The organism is Burkholderia sp. BCC1999, assembly GCF_905339975.1.
GTDB lineage: Bacteria > Pseudomonadota > Gammaproteobacteria > Burkholderiales > Burkholderiaceae > Burkholderia.
In genome coordinates this window covers 127,805-147,438 of the sequence record NZ_CAJPHP010000017.1, presented here as the reverse complement: position 1 = coordinate 147,438, position 19,634 = coordinate 127,805, and the positions used below count along the sequence as shown (strand labels likewise).

Sequence of the window (19,634 nt, the reverse complement as noted above, 5' to 3'; positions counted from 1 at the left end):
TCCCTGTTCTTTTTCCGTGGGCATGAATGCGGAAAAGCCCTGAATTATAAAGGAAATACGGCGACGCGGTCAAAGGGAATCCACGTCCCGTGTCCGCGGCGCCCGAAATGGGCCAAAATCCGGTCGTGCCCCAACCAGCCAGGCGAACCGAGCGCCCGGGGCGGCACCCATCGACGCGCGGCACCTGACCTTGCCGCGCCAGACCGGCCGAACACGGAAAACAACAAACAAGCATGATGAAACAACGCCTTACGCCCTTCTTCGCGGCCGCGTTGCTGGCCGCCGCGGCGCCCGCCGTCGCCGACCACGCCAGTTGCCAAGCCAAGCTCGACGCGCTCGATGCGCGTATCAGCGAAGCCCGGAGCGCCCATGCCGAGGATCGTGTCGCCCGCCTGCGCGCGGTGCGCGAACGCGTCCGTCACTTCTGCGCTCGCGGCCACGGCCACGCGTCGGCCGCCCATGCGCCGGCGCCTGACTCGCGCACGCGCGGCACGGCCCCCGACGCGACATCGCAGCCGGCCGCGCGGCAGCCCGCGTAACACTGCCGGCGCGCGCAAGCCGCGCGCCGATGTTTGCATGAGACGAAAAAAAGCCCGAACGGCTGGTTCGGGCTTAATCCACCTCAGGAGGAGGGTGGAGGAGACATTCGGAGGTTGTCGCAGCGCGACAACCAATGAGGCTCATTATACGAACGCGTCCTCGACTGCACAAGAAAATTTGCATTGCGAAATCCAAAACCATAATGCGAAATTTCAAGCGACGCGCTCAGAAAACAAACTTCCCCTTTAAAATCAATCACATGGCGCTGACGAGCATGTGCAAAAATACCCCTCGCCTAGAGCAAAACCCCTAAAAAAAGCAGGGAAATTGCCGTCAGGCGCCCCGCCCGCGCGGCGCCGGCATTGCACGTCGTGCAGCGCATCAGCCGACCGTTGCGCAGCGGGCTACAATGCCGGATCGAATCCGAATCAGGCAACGCTGGAGTGCAAGCATGGAATGCAAAGTAAGCTGGATGGGCCAGGACGGCATGGCGTTTTCCGCCGAGACCGGCAGCGGGCATCTCGTCGCGATGGATGGCGCGCCCGAGGGCGGCGGCCACAACCTCGCGCCGCGTCCGATGGAAATGGTGCTGCTCGGCACCGGTGGCTGCACGGCCTATGACGTCGTGCTGATCCTGAAGAAGAGCCGCCAGGAAGTCACCGGCTGCTCGGTCACGCTGAAGGCCGAACGCGCGAGCGAAGATCCGAAGGTGTTTACGAAGGTGCACTTCCACTTCACCGTCACGGGCCGCAACCTGAATCCGGGCACGGTCGAGCGCGCGATCACCCTGTCGCACGACAAGTACTGCTCCGCGTCGATCATGATCGCGAAGACGGCCGAACTCACGCATTCGTTCGACATCGTCGCGGCCTGAACGCACGGCGGCACGCATGAAAAAAGGGCCGGCGCTCCGCAAGGAGACGCCGGCCCTTTCGCATTCGAACGGCAAAGCAGGCCGATAAGCCGGATTCTGTGCACGTTGCGCGCCGAAGCGCGCAACGCGTGGCAGCCATTCCTCTAGGCGCGCCATTGCTGACGCGCTCAAGCTTCCTACCCGCAGACGAGACGGGGGCCCCGTCCTGCATCCGAAAATGCGCGCCTGCCTACTTGGAATTGCTCCGGGTGGAGGTTACCGTGCCGGCGAACGTCGCCGTCGCCGCGGTGCGCTCTTACCGCACCGTTTCACCCTTACCTGATCCCGGCTTGCGCCGGGCCATCGGCGGTTTGCTTTCTGTTGCCCTGTTCCGCGTGTCGCCACGGATGGCCGTTAGCCATCACCCTGCCCTGTGGAGTCCGGACTTTCCTCGCCCCCGCGCGCCCGAAGGCGGCGAGGCCGCGACTGCCTAGCCTGCTTTGCGACGCGCATTCTAGCACTGCGCGCCGCCGTCGGCAGCGCGCGAGCGGCGGCCGATGCGGAATACCGCCGAATCGTCATGGAACGCGGCATCGGCATTCGCGGCGCACCAGCCGGGAGCGCCGAGCACCGGGAGCAGCGCGAAATCGCGGCTCGTCAGCGCGCGCATCGCGCGTTCGGCGGCGCCACTTGCACCGTCGAACAACGCGCCGTTCAGCGCATCGAGCAACGCGGCGTCGCCAGCCGATGCGGCCGCCTGGACGGCCCGACCCTGGTCCGCACAGGACGCGAGCCACGGCGCGGACCAGTCGATCCGCGCGAATTCCGCCGCCGCGCGGCCGGCCGTCTGGCCGGACTCGCGCGGCGGCGCATCGGTCACGCCAGTTTCCAGCCGATCGTCTCGCCGCCGCGCAGCGGCACGACCGGCGTGTCGCCCGCGAAGATCTCGCGCGGCAGTTCCCACGCCTCGCGGCGCAGCGTGACCGTCTCGGCGCTGCGCGGCAGCCCGTAGAAATCGGCGCCGAAGAAGCTCGCGAACCCTTCCAGCTTGTCGAGCGCGCCGGCCGTGTCGAACGCTTCCGCGTACAGTTCGAGCGCGTGCAGCGCCGTGTAGCAGCCTGCGCAGCCGCACGCGGTTTCCTTCGCGTCGCGCGCATGCGGCGCGCTGTCGGTGCCGAGGAAGAAGCGCGGGTTGCCCGACGTCGCAGCCTCGACCAGCGCCACGCGATGCGTCTCGCGCTTCAGCACGGGCAGGCAGTAGTAATGGGGGCGAATCCCGCCGACGAACAGCGCGTTGCGGTTGTACAGCAGGTGATGCGCGGTGATCGTCGCGCCGAGCAGGCCGGGCGCCGCGTCGGCGTCGCGCACGTAGTCGGCCGCGTCCTTCGTCGTGATGTGCTCGAACACGACCTTCAAGCCCGGGAAATCACGGCGCAACGGCGTCATCACGCGGTCGATGAACACTTTCTCGCGGTCGAACAGGTCGATCGACGCATCGGTCACCTCGCCGTGCACGAGCAGCGGCATGCCGGTTTCCTGCATCACCTCGAGCGTCTTCGCGCATTTCGCGAGATCGGTGACGCCGTGGTCGGAATTCGTCGTAGCGCCTGCCGGATACAGCTTCACGCCGTGCACGAAGCCGCTTTCGCGCGCGCGGCGGATCTCGTCGGGCGGCGTGTTGTCGGTCAGGTACAGCGTCATCAGCGGTTCGAACGTCATCCCGGCCGGCAGCGCGGCGAGGATGCGTTCGCGATAGGCCTGCGCCTGCGCGGTGGTCGTCACCGGCGGCTTCAGGTTCGGCATGACGATCGCGCGGCCGAACTGGCGCGCGGTGTGCGGCAGCACGGCGGCCAGCATGTCGCCGTCTCGCAGGTGCAGGTGCCAGTCGTCGGGACGGGCGAGCGAGAGCGTCGCCGGGGAGGAAGCGTTCGAGGCAGTCATAGGAGGCGTCGTGAGGAACGTGCTTGCCGTCGGCGGGGCCGGAACACGCGTGCGCGGGCCGACTGACGGCAAACCGCAACACGGGACCTTTGACCAGCGGAATCCGCTTTTTACCGCTCAGGGCTCGGTGATATGCTAGAAGCCGCATTGTACCGGGGTTCGCCCGGTTCGTTACCCCCGCTTCAGCCTGCCGCCCCAAGTAAAATGTGCCAACTCTTAGGAATGAACTGCGCCGCGCCGACGGACGTCACATTCTCCTTCACAGGTTTCGCGGCCCGGGGCGGGTTGACCGATCACCATGCCGACGGCTGGGGCATCGCGTTCTTCGAGGACAAGGCCTGCCGCCTGTTCATCGATCACCAGGCATCGGCCACGTCGCCGATCGCAGAAATGGTGAAGCGCTACCCGATCAAGTCCAAGAACACGATCGCGCACATCCGCAAGGCGACGCAAGGGCACATCCTGCTCGAGAACAGCCATCCGTTCATGCGCGAACTGTGGGGCCGGCACTGGATCTTCGCGCATAACGGCGACCTGCAGGACTACGCGCCGAACATGGACGGCAGCGTCTACCACCCGGTCGGCACGACCGACAGCGAGCAGGCGTTCTGCGTGCTGATGCAGGGGCTGCGCGAGGCCTTTCCCGGCGCGCAGCCGCCGCTGCCCGAGCTGTTCGAGCGGGTCGGCGAGCTCACGCGCGGGATCACCGATCACGGCGTGTTCAACTTCCTGATGTCGAACGGCCAGGCGCTCTTCGCGCATTGCTCGACGCGGCTGCACTATCTCGTGCGGCGCTGGCCGTTCTCGACCGCGCATCTCGTCGACGAAGACCTGTCGATCGACTTCGCGAAATACACGACGCCTGAAGATCGCGTCGCGGTAATCGCGACGCAGCCGCTCACCGACGACGAAGTCTGGACCGCGTTCGAGCCGGGCGAGCTGATCATGTTCCAGTGCGGCGACGTCGCCGCACGGATGCAGATCCCGGTGCCGGAACGCGTGCTCGAGAAGCTGCGCAATCCGGCGCTCGACGCATCGGCGTCCGCCCCGCGTGACGCCCGTGAGGCACTCGCCACCGCCACCGACGGCGATTCCGACGACGCGATCGATTTCTGAATCCGGTGCGGCACGCGCCGCGCCGGCGCTTCCTGCCTGCTTGCTTGAGCAAACCCCGCACCGGAGGCGGCGACGCCCTTCACCGACGAAAATCGCACTGCGCCGGCCAAGGCCATTTCATTCGGACTGCCCTCCGGCGCAACGAATCGATGCCATGAGAAATTCGCTTGATTTTATTAATTTACAAGCGAAAATAAACAGCAATTAAATCAAAAACAATAACGCCAGCTCAATAAATAAATATAATCCCGGGCGCGTATCCTAGCGCATCGGTTTCTGCCAAACCGTTCGTTACCCCACCTACCCCTAGAATCATTCCGGATTTTAATCGAATCCTCCAACCGCTTGCCGGCACGGCTTTCGGTTCGATTAGCCACATAAATCAAAAATACCACCCATTACGGTTGGCATCCTTACATTTCCCAATTTCTCGATCATCGACCGCGATTCGAATCAGTAGACTCCGCCCATCGCTGGTGTAACGAAACACGATTGGCGCGACACGCAGCCATAGCCGCCGCACGCCCCCTTCGGATTATTTCGCCACCGCGGATTGCGAATTCGCCGAGCTGCGGCGAATGCCACTTCAAAACAAGAAAGAGGGGCTTGTCGTGAATCACTCATTTCAATCGATATGGAGCGAAGCCGCCGGCTGCTGGGTCGCGGTAGCGGAAACGGCACGGGCGCGCGGCAAGCGCTCAGGCAGCGAATCGGGCACGGGCCGCGGCGCCGCGCATGAAGCCATGCGCCGGCCGCCGCCGCGGGTCGCCGCACTCGGCGCGGCGCTGGCCATGCTGTCGGCCAGCGCCGCGCATGCGTCGACCTGCGGCAACGGCGCGACAATCGCGAACGGCGGCACCTGCGCGGTCGGCACCTTCAACCCGACAGCCAACGACAACCTGGTCGGTTCCGCGACCGTCTCGGGCGGCGACACGGTCGGCGTGACCGGCGCATGGGCCGGCACCGGCGGCAACCCCGGCTACACGCTCACGCCGATCGGCAGCACCACCATCGTGTCGGGCAACCCGAGCCAGCCGCTGCTGTCGCTCGGCGGCAAGACCTACAGCGTCAGCACGCCCGACTCGATCACCGGCACCCGCACGTCGGTCGCGACCTACGACTCGTCCGCATTCACCGCGTCGACGGCCGGCGCGACCAACGTGCCCGTCTACAACGACGTGAACGGCAACCAGTACGTCGACACGCGCATCGGCACCATCGGCCGCACCGGCGGCACGCTCGACGTGTCGATCGGCAACGCGGCGAATGCGCCCGATGCGGCCGGCAACGCGATCTCGATGGCCGCGAAGCAGACCGACCTCGCCCTCGCGGACGGCACGGGCACTGCAAAAAGCACCGTCAACTGGAATTCGCGCAACCAGATCTGGTTCACGACCGGCGACTATCTGGCGAGCGGCGGTGCCGTCGGCAACCTCCAGCTCGACGTGCCGGCCTACACGGGCACCTTCACCGCGTTCGACGGCAGCACCTGGAAGGTCACCGACGCCGCGTCGCTCGCCGCGTACAACGACTTTCTCGTGCGCTCGGTGCAAAGCGGCGCGCTCGGCTCGCAGGCTGCCTACGACAGCGCGTTCAGCCAGGCGGTCACGTTCTCGCAGGAAACCTTCCAGTACCAGAACAACGTGTCCGCCGGCGACAAGAACACGCTGCCGATCGATTACCTGTCGGCGATGCACGGCACGGGCGCGAACGCGACGCTGCATATCGGCACGGACGGCCAGATCGACTTCCGCGGCACCAACACGATCGTCTCGAGCTCGGCCGTCCTCGCGGAGAACGGCGCGCATTTCGTCAACGACGGGCGCCTGTCGGGCGACTTCACGCTGGTGCGCCTGCTGAGCGGCGCAAGCGGCGTCAACAACGGCACGATCTCGTCCGGCTACGCGTCCGGCGACAACTTCGACGCGAGCGGCAGCGCGCCGCCCGTCAACTTCGGCTTCAACGCTTACACGGAAGGCAACGGTGTGTATGCAAGCGGGACGGGCACCTCGTTCGTCAACAACGGCGTGATGAACGTCGGCGCGTGGACGCTCGACGGCAACCAGCCGAACCTGCAGAACTACGCGGTAGGCGTGACAGGCGGCGCGACCGGGTCGAACGCCGGGACGATCAACGTCGGCGTCAATGCGACGACGCTCGACAGCCAGGTGATCGGCGGCCTCGTCACCAACGACGGCCACTTCACGAACCAGGCCGGCGGCACGATCTACCTCGGCCGCTCGGCACAGTACGCACCCGGCGGCACGGCAAGCGACGTCGCGCTCTCCGCGCACGCGTATGGCATCCTGCTCGGCAGTTCCGGCACCGGGCGCAACCTCGGCACGATCGTGATCGGTTCGCAGACGCAGAACGGCGCCGCGATGGCAAGCATCGGTTCGTCGTACGGCTATCTGAGCAACGAAGGGACGATCGTCGTCAACGGCGCGGCACCCGGCACGCCGCTCGCCAACGTCGGCATGCTCGCGGCCGACACGGCCGCGACCGTAAGCAACGCCGGCACCATCACGCTGAACGGCGTGAACGGCATCGGCATCATGGTCGTCGGCACCGGGGCGGTGGCAACGACTGCCCTGTCGACCGGCACGATCAACGTGGCCGGCAGCCTCGATCCGGCCTCGGGCACGCGCAACTACGGCGTGTGGGCCGAAGGGCCACGCGCCACGGCCACGCTCGATGGCGCGCTCAACCTGACGGGCACCGGCGCGATCGGCGTGCACGCACGCTCGGGCGCGACGATCAACGTCGGCGCGAACGCGGTGCCGGCCTTCATGTCCGGCACGAACCAGATCGGCTTCTACGCCTACGGCGCAGGCTCGAAGATCAACGTCGCCGCGCAGCACCTCAGCGTGGACACCGACGATTCGACGCTGTTCCGCGTCGCGGGCGGCGCGGCCTACACGGGCGCGTCGACGGCCGGCACGCTGACGACCGACGTCAACGGCCAGCGTGCGCGTGGCGTGCTCGCGACCGACGCCGGCACGACGCTGTCGACCGGCAACGCGATCTACAACGTCAACGGCGCGAACGGCATCGCGATCGCGGTCGAGGGTGGTGCGACCGGCACGATCGACGCGGGCGCGACGATCAACCTGAACGCGGCCGGCGCGATCGCGGGCGTCGTCGACGGACAGGCGCACGACCTCGCCGGCGCGAACGCCGGCGCACCGGTCGCGACGACGCTGACCAACCAGGCCGCCGTGACGTCGTCGACCGCCGGCGTGACTGGCTTCGTCGCGCAGAACCTCGGCACGCTCGAGAACCGCGACACCGTGCTGCTGACCGGCGCCGGCTCGACGGGCGTCGTCGTCGGCACGCAAGGCACGGTGAACAACGCGTCGACGATCCGCGTGTCCGACGGCATCGGCGCGCTCGTGCAGGGTGCGTCGGCAACGCTCGCCAACGCTGGCTCGATCGAAGCCGACAACGGAATCGCGGGCGTTCGCCTGACGGGCGCCGGCGCATCGGTCGCGCTGTCGGGCGCCGGCACCGTGATCGCGAACGGCAGCGCCGACGGCGTGCTGATCGACTCGACCGTCACGGGCGGCGGCATCGCGGCCGGCACGACCTCGATCTCGGTCGGCGGATCGGGCAGCGGGATCCGCAACCTCGGCGCGAACACCACGATCGCGCTGGCCGGCACGCAGATCACCACGACCGGCACCGGCGCCGAGGGCCTCACGTCGACCGGCGCGGGCGCACGCATCGCAACCGACGCGGCAACGTCCGTCCACACCGCCGGCGCCAACGCGCGCGGCCTGTACGTATCGGGCGCGGATTCGACGCTTTCCGCCACCGGCACGACGGTCGCGACAACCGGCGCCGGCGCGCATGCGGTCGTGATGGACGGCGGCGCAACGGCGCTGCTGTCGGGCGCGACGCTCGCCACGTCGGGCAGCGCGGCCGACGGCGTCGTCGCGCAGAACGGCGGGCGCATTGCCGATACGGGTTCGTCGATCGCCAGCGCGGCCGGCAACGGCGCAACCGCGAACAGCGGCGGCGTGCTCGCGTTGACCGGCACGACGCTCAAGGGCGCGACGGCCGGCGTGCTGACGTCGGACACGCTAGCGAACGGCGCGACGAGTTCGGTCCTGGTCGACGGCGGCAGCGTGACGTCCGTCGCCGGGCCGGCCTTCTCCGCGCGCGGCGGCACGGCCGACATCGCGGTGCGCAACGGTACGGTCGTGACGGCCGGCAACGGCACGCTGCTGAACCTTGCGAACGGCAGCAACGTGACGTTCAACGCATCGGCTGTGAACCTCACGGGCGACATCGTCTCCGACGCATCGAGCACCGGCAACGTGTTCCTCGCGAACGGCACGACGCTGACCGGCAAGATCGATCCGGTCGCACTGACCGTCGACGGCACGAGCACGTGGCGCATGACGGGCAGCTCGGTCCTGAGCAGCCTGAACAACGCGGGCCTCGTCGCATTCACCGCACCCGTCGGTTCGCCGACGCTCACGGGCAGCTACAAGACGCTGACGACCGGCAGCTATGTCGGGAACGGCGGCACGATCGCGCTCAACACATATCTCGGCGCCGATGCGTCGCCGACCGACCGGCTGATCGTGAACGGCGGCGCCGCGAGCGGCACGACCGGCCTGAAGATCGCCAACACGGCCGGCACCGGTGCGCAGACGACCGGCGACGGGATTCCCGTGGTCGTCACGGCCAACGGCGGCACGACCACCGCGTCGGCGTTCCATCTCGCCGGGCCCGTGCAGGCCGGTGCGTACGAATACCGGCTCTATCGCGGCGGGCAGAGCGACGCGAACGGCTGGTACCTGCGCTCGCAGCTCGACCAGACCGACCCCGGCGACCCGATTCACCCGTCGGGCGGCGGCGACGGCGGCAACGGGAATGGCGGCGGCACGCTCGCGTATCGCCCGGGCGTCGCCGGCTACGCGCTCACGCCGCTGCTGAACGCCGACTACGGCTTCTCGACGCTCGGCAAGCTGCACGAACGCGTCGGCGACATCTACAACGTCGAGAAGCAGCAGGCCGGCAACCGCGACGGCGTATGGGGGCGCATCGGCGGCCAGAGCCTCGATGCGAACGCGGGCCGCTTCGCGGCCGACGAGCGCACGTTCTTCGCGCAGTTCGGCAAGGACTGGACGCTCGACCAGGCGCCGAACGGCGCGGGCAGCACGCATGCGGGCGTGACGGCCAGCATCGGCGTGTCGAACGCGAGCTTCAGCGACATGGCGCGCGCCGACACGCAGAACCTGTCGACGTCGACCGGCTCGGTCGAGATGCACGCGCAGAGCGTCGGCGGCTACTGGACGCGCTACCTGTCGGACGGCACCTACTTCGACAGCGTCGGGCAGGTCACGCACTACGGCAACCGCTATCGCGACAGCTACGGCAACGAGGCGTCGCAGAACGGCTTCGGTATCGCGCTGTCGCAGGAAGTCGGCAAGCCGTTCGCGATCGGCAGCACGCCGATCGCGATCGAGCCGCAAGCGCAGCTGATGTATCAGTACCTGAAGCTGAACGGGTTCAACGACAACGTGTCGGCCGTATCGGGCACGACGACGAACGCGCTGCGCGGCCGCGTCGGCGTGCGCATCTTCCGGCCGAACCTCCAGTCGGATGCGGGCGGCGGCGCCGCGACGCCGTACTTCACGGCCGACGTGCTGCACGACTTCCTGTCGCCGGGCCAGACCGTCGTCGGCGGCACGCCGTTCGCGACGCATCTCGGCCGCACCTGGTACGAGCTCGGCGTCGGTGTGACCGCGAGCTTCGGCAAGTCGGGCGAGCTGTACGCGAACGCGAAGATCGCGCGCAACATCGGCGGCGATTACCGACGCGGCATCGTCGGGCAAGTGGGCTACCGGTACAGCTGGTAACGCACGCCACCCGCGGACGAAAAAAAACCGCCCGGCTGAATGCCGGGCGGTTTTTGCATCGACGCGCGTGAAGCGCGCGAACGCTCAGTGCAGGATCTTCGCGAGGAAGTCCTTCGCGCGTTCCGATTTCGGATTCGAGAAGAAATCGTCCTTGCGGTCGTCCTCGACGATTGCGCCCTTGTCCATGAAGATCACGCGATGCGCGACCTTCTTCGCGAAGCCCATCTCGTGCGTGACGACCATCATCGTCATCCCTTCCTGCGCGAGTTCGACCATCACGTCGAGCACTTCGTTGATCATCTCGGGATCGAGCGCGGACGTCGGCTCGTCGAACAGCATCGCGATCGGATCCATCGACAGCGCACGCGCGATTGCGACACGCTGCTGCTGGCCGCCCGACAACTGGCCCGGGAACTTGTGCGCATGCGCCTTCAGGCCGACTCGATCGAGCAGCTTCATGCCCTTCTCGTTCGCCTCGTCCTTGCCGCGGCCGAGCACCTTGACTTGCGCGAGCGTCAGGTTCTCGGTGATCGACAGGTGCGGGAACAGCTCGAAATGCTGGAACACCATCCCGACCTTCGAGCGCAGCTTCGACAGGTTCGTCTTCTTGTCGCCGACCGACTGGCCGTTCACGAGGATCTCGCCCTGCTGAAACGGCTCGAGGCCGTTCACGGTCTTGATCAGCGTCGACTTGCCCGAGCCCGACGGGCCGCACACGACGACCACTTCGCCTTTCTTGACCTCGGTCGTGCAGTCGGTGAGGACCTGAAACTGGCCGTACCACTTCGAAACGTTCTTGATGGAAATCATCTTGTGACCTTTTTCTGGAGACCCTTGACGAGTGCAGACGCCAACGTGCAAATCACGAAATAACATGCGCCGGCGAACAGGACCATCTCGACGGTCGTGCCGTCGCGATCGCCGATGTTGGCCGCCGTGCGGAAGAAGTCCGCGAGACTGATCACGTACACGAGCGACGTATCCTGGAACAGGACGATCGCCTGCGTGAGCAGCAGCGGCACCATCGCGCGGAACGCCTGCGGCAGGATCACGAGGCGCATCGCCTGCGCGTAGTTCATGCCGAGCGCGAACGCGGCGTTCACCTGCCCGCGCGGCACCGCCTGGATGCCGGCACGGATGATCTCGGAATAATACGCGGCTTCGAACAACGAGAACGCGACCATCGCCGACGCGAGGCGGATGTCGATCGTCGGCGACAGCCCGAGCACGCCCTGCAGCAGCTGCGGCACGATCAGGAAGAACCACAGCAGCACCATCACGAGCGGAATCGAGCGGAACACCGTCACGTAGCCCTGCGCGAACCACGCGAGCGGCTTGACGCCCGACAGCCGCATCAGCGCCAGCAGCGTGCCCCAGACGATCCCGACCACGATCGCGATCAGCGTGATCTGGAACGTGACGACCGCCCCCGTCCACAGCGTCGGCAGCGCGCCGGGAATACTACTCCAGTCGAACTGATGCATCACTTGCCTCCGATATAGCCGGGCAGCCGCGTGCGGCCTTCGATCCAGCGCATGAACGACATCACGACGAGGTTGATGATCACGTACGCAAGCGTGACCGCGATGAACGATTCATACGTCTGCGCGGTGTAGTCGACGAGCTGGCGCGCCTGCGCGGACAGGTCGAGCAGGCCGATCGTCGACGCGACGGCGGAGTTCTTGAAGATGTTCAGGAATTCCGACGTGAGCGGCGGCACGATGATCCGGTACGCAACGGGCAGCAGCACGTAGCGATACGTCTGCCATTGCGTGAAGCCCATCGCGAGGCCGGCCGCGCGCTGGCCCTTCGGCAGCGCGTTGATCCCCGAGCGCACCTGTTCGCACACGCGCGCGCCCGTGAACAGGCCGAGACAGATGATCGACGCGGTAAAGAACTGCGTGGTGGGCGGCAGCTGCTTGATCCAGGTGCCGATCGATGCGGGCAGCAGCTCGGGTATCACGAGATACCAGACGAAGAACTGCACGATCAGCGGGATGTTCCGGAAGATCGACACGTACAGGGTGCCGAGCGCGGACAGCCATTTGTTCGGCACCGTGCGCAGCACGCCGAACAGCGATCCGACGATCAGCGCGATGACCCAGGCGACGAGCGACACTTCGATCGTCACCCAGAAGCCGGACATCAGCCATCCGAAATAAGTCGTCGGCTCGCCGGTCGACACGGGGCTCAGGAAGATGCCCCAGTTCCAGTGGTAAGACATGGGCAAGACTCCAGCAAAAAGAGACGGAAGAAGCGTGGCCTCTTCCGTCTCATTAGCGTCATTTCTGCATCAACGACCGTGTGGTCAGTCGAGCGCCTTGTCGTTCGGGTTCGCGTACAGCTTCTTCATCGAATCGGACAGCGGGAAGTTCAGGTTCAGCCCCTTCGGCGGAATCGGGTTCTCGAACCACTTCGCGTAGATCTTCGCGGCTTCGCCCGACTTCTCGACTTGCGAGATCGCGTCGTCGACGACCTTCTTGAAGTCGGCGTCGCCCTTGCGCATCATGCAGCCGTACGCTTCTTCCGATTGCGGCGTGCCGACGATCACCCACTCGCCCGGCTGCTTCGCCTTCGCGCGCTCGCCCGCGAGCAGCGCGTCATCCATCATGAACGCGACCGCGCGGCCCGATTCCAGCGTGTTGAAGGAATCGCCGTGATCCTTCGCGCTGATGATGTTCATGCCCAGCTGCTTCTCGTTGTTCATCTTGCGCAGCAGGCGCTCCGACGTCGTGCCGGCGGTCGTCACGACCGTCTTGCCCTTCAGGTCGGCGAAATCCTTGACGCCCGAATCCTTCTTCGTCATCAGGCGCGTGCCGATCACGAAGATCGTGTCGGAGAACGCCGCCTGCTGCTGGCGCTCGACGTTGTTGGTCGTCGAGCCGCACTCGATGTCGACCGTGCCGTTCTGCACCAGCGGAATGCGGTTCTGCGACGTGATCGGGATGTTCTTCACCTGCAGGTTCGGCAGGTTCAGCTTCTTCTTCACCGCGTCGACCACCTTCAGCTGGAATTCACGCGAATAGCCAACCACCTGCTGGTTCTGGTCGTAGTAGGAGAACGGAATCGACGATTCGCGATGGCCCAGCGCGATCACGCCCGTGTCCTTGATCTTCTTCAGCGTGCCCGTCTCCTGAGCATGCGCGCCGCTTGCGAACGCGCAGAGCGCCGCGACCATCAGGACTGCCTTGTGGTATTTCATTTTGGTCATCTCCTTGGCTAAAACCCGCGCCAGTGTATCAAAGTAATATTTTTGAAAGTACTGGTTATTTACCGCACTACGAATCGCCCTGTACGAAGCCTTCCTCCCGGCTTCGGGCGCCCCGAATGCGCGCGCGGGCGATGCCGGATCCGGCACCGCCCGCGAGGGTTCATTTCCGCAATCGGGTGGATTGCGTCATGAATTGATCATAGTCAACGATCAGGGGTAGAGGCCACGCATTTCGCGCGCCATCAGGATGCGCTTGCACGCGACGATGAACGCCGCCGTACGCACCGTCACCTTGTGCTCTTCCGCGACCGCCCACACGCCGGCGAACGCTTCGCGCATTACGCGCTCGAGACGGTGGTTGATCTCGTCTTCCGTCCAGAAGAAGCTCGAGAAATCCTGCACCCACTCGAAGTACGACACGGTCACGCCACCTGCGTTCGCGATCACGTCGGGGATCACGAGCACGCCGTTTGCGCTCAGGATGTCGTCCGCTGCCGTCGTCGTCGGGCCGTTCGCGCCTTCGACGATGATCTTCGTGCGGATCTTCGCTGCATTCTTCTCGGTGATCTGGTTTTCCAGTGCCGCCGGGATCAGGATGTCCGTCTCGACCGTCCAGAACTCGTCGTTCGGCATCGGCTCCGAGCCTTCGAAGCCCGCGACGCCGCCCGTGCGTGCGACGTGGTCGAGCAGCTTGTTCGAATCGAGGCCGGCCGGCTGGTAGATCGTGCCCGTGTGATCCTGCACCGCGATCACCTTCGCGCCCGCTTCCTGGAACAGCTTCGCCGCGATGCCGCCGACGTTGCCGAAGCCTTGCACCGCGATGCGCGCGCCTGCGATTTCGAGGCCCTTCTTCTTCGCCGCTTCCGAACCGACGACGAACACGCCGCGGCCCGTTGCTTCCTTGCGGCCGAGCGAACCGCCGAGCGCGATCGGCTTGCCGGTCACGACGCCGGTCGACGTCTGGCCCTGGTTCATCGAGTAGGTGTCCATCATCCACGCCATCACCTGTTCGTTGGTGTTGACGTCCGGCGCCGGAATGTCGGTGTTCGGGCCGATGATGATGCCGATTTCGCTGGTGTAGCGGCGCGTCACGCGCTCGAGCTCACCACGCGACAGCTTGCGCGGGTCGACGCGGATACCGCCCTTCGCGCCGCCGTACGGCACGTTCACGGCCGCGTTCTTGACCGACATCCATGCGGACAGCGCCATCACTTCCGACAGCGTCACGTCCTGGTGGTAGCGCACGCCGCCCTTGCCCGGGCCGCGCGACACGTTGTGCTGCACGCGATAGCCTTCGAAGTGCGCGACGGTGCCGTTGTCGAGCTCGATCGGGCAGTCGACGATCAGGATGCGCTTCGGACGCTTCAGCGTCTCGAGCCAGCGCGACAGCGAGCCGAGGTACGGCGCGACGCGATCGACTTGCTGAAGGTAGTTGCCCCACGGGCCGAGATCGTCGGCGTGCAGGTAGGACGGGATGGACTGCAATTGCGAAGACATGGATGCTCCAACGGTCAACAGGTGCGCACATTGTCGAAAAACCCGTTTTTTTTATCCAATGCCGTTTGCTTATTCGATTATGCGTTTCTTGCATGATCGCGATTTTTCGCAAATCTGCGGTCGATTTGCGCAAGAACGCCCGCGATCGGCCGTGCATCGCGTCGCTGAAAAATCGAATGGAATGCGTGTGGGCCGGCCGCCGGACAGCCGTCCGACAGGCAGCGCAAGCGCGCCGTCAGCCGGCCGTGCCCGACCGGCTGCGGAAAATTAACCGCCGGCGGTTAATTTGTCGGATCGCGCAGCTCGTCGCGCACGACGTCCCACAGCGCGCGCACGAGCTTCTGGCGCGGATCGTCGCCCTGCAGCGCGAGCTTGTCGCAGTACAGCCGGATCTCCATCGTCAGCGTGAACGGATGCGCACCGCCGCGCACCGACCGGTCGAGCCGGATCAGGCGACCGCCCGCGACCGCATCCTCGACCGCGCTGTGCGGCAGGAACGCGACGCCATGGCCCGCGAGCGCCATCGCCTTCAGCCCTTCGGCCATGTCGGTTTCATAGACGCGATCGAGGAACAGCCGCGTCGGCGCGTTCGCGACGATGACTTCGGTCATCCGGCCGAGATACGCGTTCGGCGTATACGACAGGTACGGCACGCGCGCGTCGGCCGCACCCGGCAGCGTATAGCGTGGCCGGCCCGCGCGGCCGGGCGCCGAGAACGGGCTGATCGGCTCGCTGCCGAGGATCAGCATGTCGTAGCGCGCCGGGTCGAGCGCGACCGGATGACTCGGGTGGTGGTAGCCCATCACGAGATCGCAGCCGCCCTCGACGAGCGACAGCACCGCGTCGTGCACGTTCAGCGCGCGCAGCCGCGTGTGGACCTGGCCCATCTTCGCCTCGATCCGCTGCAGCCAGCGCGGGAAATACGTGAGCGACAGCGTGTGCGGCACCGCGAACTCGATCGTCGGCACCGGCGCGCCGACGTGGCCGCGCAGCAGCGTGCGCGCCTCGTGCGCCTGCGACAGCATCGTCAGCGCCTGCTCGTAGAAGATCTGGCCGGCCTGCGTGAGCCGCGTCGGATAGACCGAACGATCGATCAGTTCGGTCGCGAGCCATGCCTCCAGTGCCTGAATCCGCCGCGAGAACGCCGGCTGCGACACGTGCCGCAGTTCTGCGGACCGGCTAAAGCTGCGCGTTTCCGCGAGCGAGACGAAGTCTTCGAGCCATTTCAGTTCCATGCAGGCGGGCGCGGCGGGCGGCAGTCGGGAAGAAGCCTGCATTCTACCGGCGGGCGGGCCCGGCCGGCGGCGTCGCGCACGGCCCTGCAAGCCCGCTGCGAACCCGCGCCGGCGTGACGTCGGCACGCGGCGGCGGCCGCCGCCCTCCCATACCCGGGATCGTCGCGCGCCAATGGTAAAATGCCGGATTCTCCTCCCCCGCTCGACCCGGCCCCAAGGCCCGCCCGATCATGTCCGACACTCGTCCCGATACGCTTTTCGCCCTCACCGCGCTCTCGCCCATCGACGGCCGCTACGCCAGCAAGACCGAAGCGCTGCGCGACTGGCTCTCCGAAGCCGCCTTCATGCGCCACCGCGTCACCGTCGAGGTGCACTGGCTGATCGCGCTGTCGCGCGCCGGCTTCGCGGAAGTCCCGCGCTTCTCCGATGCGTCCGAGCAGTTCCTGCTGCAGCTCGCCGAGCGCTTCACCGCGCACGACGCCGCCCGCATCAAGGAAATCGAGCGCGTGACGAACCACGACGTGAAGGCCGTCGAATACTGGCTGAAGGAATCGGTGAAGGGCCAGGCCGAACTCGAGAAGGCCAGCGAATTCATCCACTTCGCGTGCACGTCCGAGGACATCAACAACACGTCGCACGGGATGATGCTCGCCGGCGCGCGCGAACACGTGATCCTGCCGGCGCTGCGCACCGTCTACCAGCGCCTCGTCGCACTCGCGCACGCGCACGCCGAGCAGCCGATGCTGTCGCGCACGCACGGCCAGCCGGCCAGCCCGACGACGCTCGGCAAGGAACTCGCGAACGTCGCCGCGCGTCTCGCCCGTGCGATCAACCGCATCGAGAAGGTCGAGATCCTCGGCAAGATGAACGGCGCGGTCGGCAACTTCAACGCTCACCTGTCCGCGTATCCGGAATTCGACTGGGAAGCGTTCTCGCGCGACGTGATCGAAACCCGCCTGAAGCTCACGTTCAACCCGTACACGATCCAGATCGAGCCGCACGACTACATGGCCGAGCTGTTCGACGCCGTGGCGCGCGCGAACACGATCCTGCTCGACCTCGACCGCGACGTGTGGGGCTACATCTCGGTCGGCTACTTCAAGCAGAAGACGAAGGCCGGCGAAATCGGCTCGTCGACGATGCCGCACAAGGTCAACCCGATCGACTTCGAAAACTCGGAAGGCAACCTCGGCCTGGCGAACGCGACGCTGCGCCACCTCGCCGACAAACTGCCGGTGTCGCGCTGGCAGCGCGACCTGACCGACTCGACCGTGCTGCGCAACATGGGCGTCGCGCTCGGCTACTCGCTGCTCGCGTACGACTCGCTGATCCGCGGCCTCGACAAGCTCGAAGTGAACCCGCAGCGCCTGAACGAAGATCTCGACAACTGCTGGGAAGTGCTGGCCGAGCCGGTGCAGACGGTGATGCGCCGCTACGGCATCGAGAACCCGTACGAGCAGCTGAAGGAACTGACGCGCGGCAAGGGCATCACGCGCGAAGCGCTGCAGGAATTCGTCGGCACGCTCGCGATCCCGCAGGACGCGAAGGATCTTCTGCTCGCGATGACGCCCGCGTCGTACATCGGCAAGGCCGTCGAACTCGCGAAGCGGATCGCGTAAGCACCGCCGTCGCCGGACGAAAATAAGCCCGATGCGAGCAATCGCATCGGGCTTTTTCATTGGCGGTTCGCCTGCGGCCGGAAGGTCAGAACGAAATCATCCGCCCCGGGTTGAGCGCGCTCATCACGCTCATCGCGGCCTTCGCGGCAGGGATCGCGATCGGCGACAACTGCCGGCCGAGCGGAATCGCACGGTGATCGATACCCGTGAGCATCGAGAAATCGTCGTTGCGGCCGACGAAATTGTCGCAGATCGCCTTGCCGATCCGCACCGTCTGCGCGACGCCATGGCCGCTCCAGCCCTGCACCATGTACATCGGCACGCGGCCGTCGGTCTTGCGGCTGTCGGTGGCGCCGTTCAGCGTGAAATCGCTGACGCCGCTCCAGCAGTAGTCGAGCGCGAAGCTGCCGTCGACCTGCGGGAACACCGTATTCAGCCGCGTCAGCAGATACGCGTTGACGTCGGGCTGCGCCCAGCAGGTGCCGGTGCCCTGCCCGCCGAACAGCAGGCGGTTGCCGCGCACCGGCCGGTAGTAGTCGATCTGGAACTGCGTGTCGTACACGGGCATGCCGGCCGGCATCAGCGTCGCGACATCGACGTCGAGTGGCGCCGTCACGCTCACGTACGTGAAGAACGGCACCGTGGTCGCCGCGCCGTCGTCGAGCAGCCGGAACGTCGTGTTGTGCAGCGCGAGCACGCCCCCCTTGCGTGCGGTGATGGTGCCGCCCGGCGTCGTCGCGACGACGCCCGCGGGCGTCTCGTCGAGCTCGAGCACCTCGGTGCCCTCGAACAGCGCGCCGCCGTTCAACCGAAAACCGTGCACGAGGCCGCGCACCAGTGCGAGCGGATGGATCTGCCCGCCGATCGCATCGATCGCCGCGCCGTGGTACAGCCCCGAGCGCACGTAGTCGTCATGCAACTGGTGGCGGCCGACGAGCGTCACGCCTGCGTCGCCGAGATGGCGGCGCGCATCCGCGCCATCGAGCAGCGCGCTCATGTGGCCCGGGTGAACGGCCGCCGTGATGTGGCCGCGCTTGCGGTCGAGTTCGAGCGCGTAACGTGCGCCGATCGCATCGATCAGGTCCATCGACTCGGTCGATGCGAAGCGCCACAGCCGTTTCGCGTCGTCGTGCGACAGGTGGTCGATCATGTCGGCCGCTTCCCAGCGCGCAAGGCCGGGCGTCAATTGCCCGCCGTTGCGGCCGGACGCGGCCGAGCCGACGTGATGCTTGTCGACGAGGATGGTATCGACGCCCGCTTCCGCGAGATGCAGCGCGGCCGATGCGCCGAGCAGCCCCGCGCCGATCACCAGCACGTCGCACACGGCATCGTGCGCGAGTGGCGCGGTGTTTTCATGGCGCGATAACGACGCCTCGTACCAGTTGGCCGGGCGCTCATCGTCGTAGCGAGCCGGGTCGCACCAGTTCCAGTTGTCTTTTTCGATGTTCAGTTGCGTTTGTTCGAAACGCGATTCGCCCTGGATCAGGGGTTGGTTATTGAAAGTCATGATTGCACTTGCATGGTGGGGCCTGCTCACGCTAATAACGGGCTTGCGAACGTGCCTTGCCGGCCGGAGTGCTAGGAGTGAGGAGCGCCGTTTGGCCTTGCCAAACGCCCCGAAGGAAGTCCCCTTGGGGGACAAGCAACGATCGACGCCGCAATACGGCCGGCAAGGCACGTTCCCCTGTTTGAAAAAATCATTCGTGGGGCTGGCCACCAGAAGGGCCGATCGCTGCGTCATGCTCCTTGCGA

14 protein-coding genes and 1 other RNA gene are annotated in these 19,634 nt (G+C 66.2%); 5 read left to right on the top strand and 10 right to left on the bottom strand.

The genetic code is table 11. From position 1 onward, the window contains the following. Positions 1-233 precede the first annotated feature (233 nt). Positions 234-539 carry a DUF1090 family protein gene (locus tag U5809_RS24215; RefSeq protein ID WP_322088376.1) on the top strand — a complete coding sequence of 102 codons (306 nt, stop codon included), beginning with the start codon at positions 234-236 and terminating at the stop codon, positions 537-539. A 410-nt stretch (positions 540-949) separates the two neighbouring features. Next, positions 950-1,414, top strand: coding sequence for an OsmC family protein (locus U5809_RS24210; RefSeq protein WP_322088375.1), 465 nt, complete (start codon positions 950-952; stop codon positions 1,412-1,414). Positions 1,415-1,483: 69 nt separating this feature from the next. Here the strand turns inward: U5809_RS24210 and rnpB are convergent. From rnpB to pyrC, 3 genes are all read right to left on the bottom strand, one after another. Next, positions 1,484-1,895: RNase P RNA component class A (gene rnpB / locus U5809_RS24205), an RNA gene on the bottom strand. 12 nt (positions 1,896-1,907) lie between these two features. Further along, positions 1,908-2,273, bottom strand: coding sequence for a DUF3025 domain-containing protein (locus U5809_RS24200; protein WP_322088374.1), 366 nt, complete (start codon positions 2,271-2,273; stop codon positions 1,908-1,910). After that, a complete protein-coding gene (pyrC, locus tag U5809_RS24195; RefSeq protein WP_322088373.1) occupies positions 2,270-3,334 on the bottom strand; it encodes a dihydroorotase in 1,065 nt (354 codons plus the stop codon). The genes U5809_RS24200 and pyrC overlap by 4 nt, the downstream gene beginning before the upstream one ends. 204 nt (positions 3,335-3,538) lie before the next feature. Here pyrC and U5809_RS24190 point away from each other — a divergent pair, with 204 nt between their 5' ends. Together U5809_RS24190 and U5809_RS24185 are read left to right on the top strand one after the other, a co-directional pair. After that, on the top strand, positions 3,539-4,450 hold the full coding sequence (locus U5809_RS24190; RefSeq protein WP_176050491.1) for a class II glutamine amidotransferase: 912 nt from the start codon (positions 3,539-3,541) through the stop codon (positions 4,448-4,450). 611 nt (positions 4,451-5,061) lie between these two features. Continuing rightward, complete coding sequence (locus U5809_RS24185) at positions 5,062-10,320, top strand: autotransporter outer membrane beta-barrel domain-containing protein (RefSeq protein WP_322088372.1); 5,259 nt, start codon at positions 5,062-5,064, stop codon at positions 10,318-10,320. An 84-nt stretch (positions 10,321-10,404) separates the two neighbouring features. Here the strand turns inward: U5809_RS24185 and U5809_RS24180 are convergent, their stop codons facing one another. The 6 genes from U5809_RS24180 to U5809_RS24155 all read right to left on the bottom strand — a co-directional run bounded on the left by U5809_RS24180 (position 10,405) and on the right by U5809_RS24155 (position 16,263). Then, a complete protein-coding gene (locus U5809_RS24180) occupies positions 10,405-11,130 on the bottom strand; it encodes an amino acid ABC transporter ATP-binding protein (protein ID WP_011350949.1) in 726 nt (241 codons plus the stop codon). Further along, positions 11,127-11,804 (bottom strand): glutamate/aspartate ABC transporter permease GltK, encoded by a 678-nt coding sequence (gltK, locus tag U5809_RS24175; RefSeq protein ID WP_176050854.1) that lies wholly within the window; start codon positions 11,802-11,804, stop codon positions 11,127-11,129. The genes U5809_RS24180 and gltK overlap by 4 nt, the downstream gene beginning before the upstream one ends. Further along, positions 11,804-12,544 carry an amino acid ABC transporter permease gene (locus U5809_RS24170; protein ID WP_059236131.1) on the bottom strand — a complete coding sequence of 247 codons (741 nt, stop codon included), beginning with the start codon at positions 12,542-12,544 and terminating at the stop codon, positions 11,804-11,806. Before U5809_RS24170 ends, gltK begins: the two co-directional genes overlap by 1 nt. 84 nt (positions 12,545-12,628) lie before the next feature. Then, positions 12,629-13,522: a glutamate/aspartate ABC transporter substrate-binding protein gene (locus U5809_RS24165; RefSeq protein ID WP_322088371.1), complete on the bottom strand. Its 894-nt coding sequence runs from the start codon at positions 13,520-13,522 to the stop codon at positions 12,629-12,631. A 219-nt stretch (positions 13,523-13,741) separates the two neighbouring features. Further along, the gene (locus tag U5809_RS24160; protein WP_176050856.1) at positions 13,742-15,028 is read right to left on the bottom strand and encodes a Glu/Leu/Phe/Val family dehydrogenase; all 1,287 of its coding nucleotides are present in this window, start codon (positions 15,026-15,028) and stop codon (positions 13,742-13,744) included. A gap of 281 nt (positions 15,029-15,309) precedes the next feature. Next, on the bottom strand, positions 15,310-16,263 hold the full coding sequence (locus tag U5809_RS24155; RefSeq protein ID WP_322088370.1) for a LysR substrate-binding domain-containing protein: 954 nt from the start codon (positions 16,261-16,263) through the stop codon (positions 15,310-15,312). A 230-nt stretch (positions 16,264-16,493) separates the two neighbouring features. On the opposite strand from U5809_RS24155, the gene purB reads away from it, so the two are divergent. Next, on the top strand, positions 16,494-17,882 hold the full coding sequence (purB, locus tag U5809_RS24150) for an adenylosuccinate lyase (RefSeq protein WP_322088369.1): 1,389 nt from the start codon (positions 16,494-16,496) through the stop codon (positions 17,880-17,882). 85 nt (positions 17,883-17,967) lie between these two features. On the opposite strand, the gene U5809_RS24145 is transcribed toward purB, so the two are convergent. After that, complete coding sequence (locus U5809_RS24145; protein WP_322088368.1) at positions 17,968-19,389, bottom strand: FAD-dependent oxidoreductase; 1,422 nt, start codon at positions 19,387-19,389, stop codon at positions 17,968-17,970. Positions 19,390-19,634 lie beyond the last annotated feature (245 nt).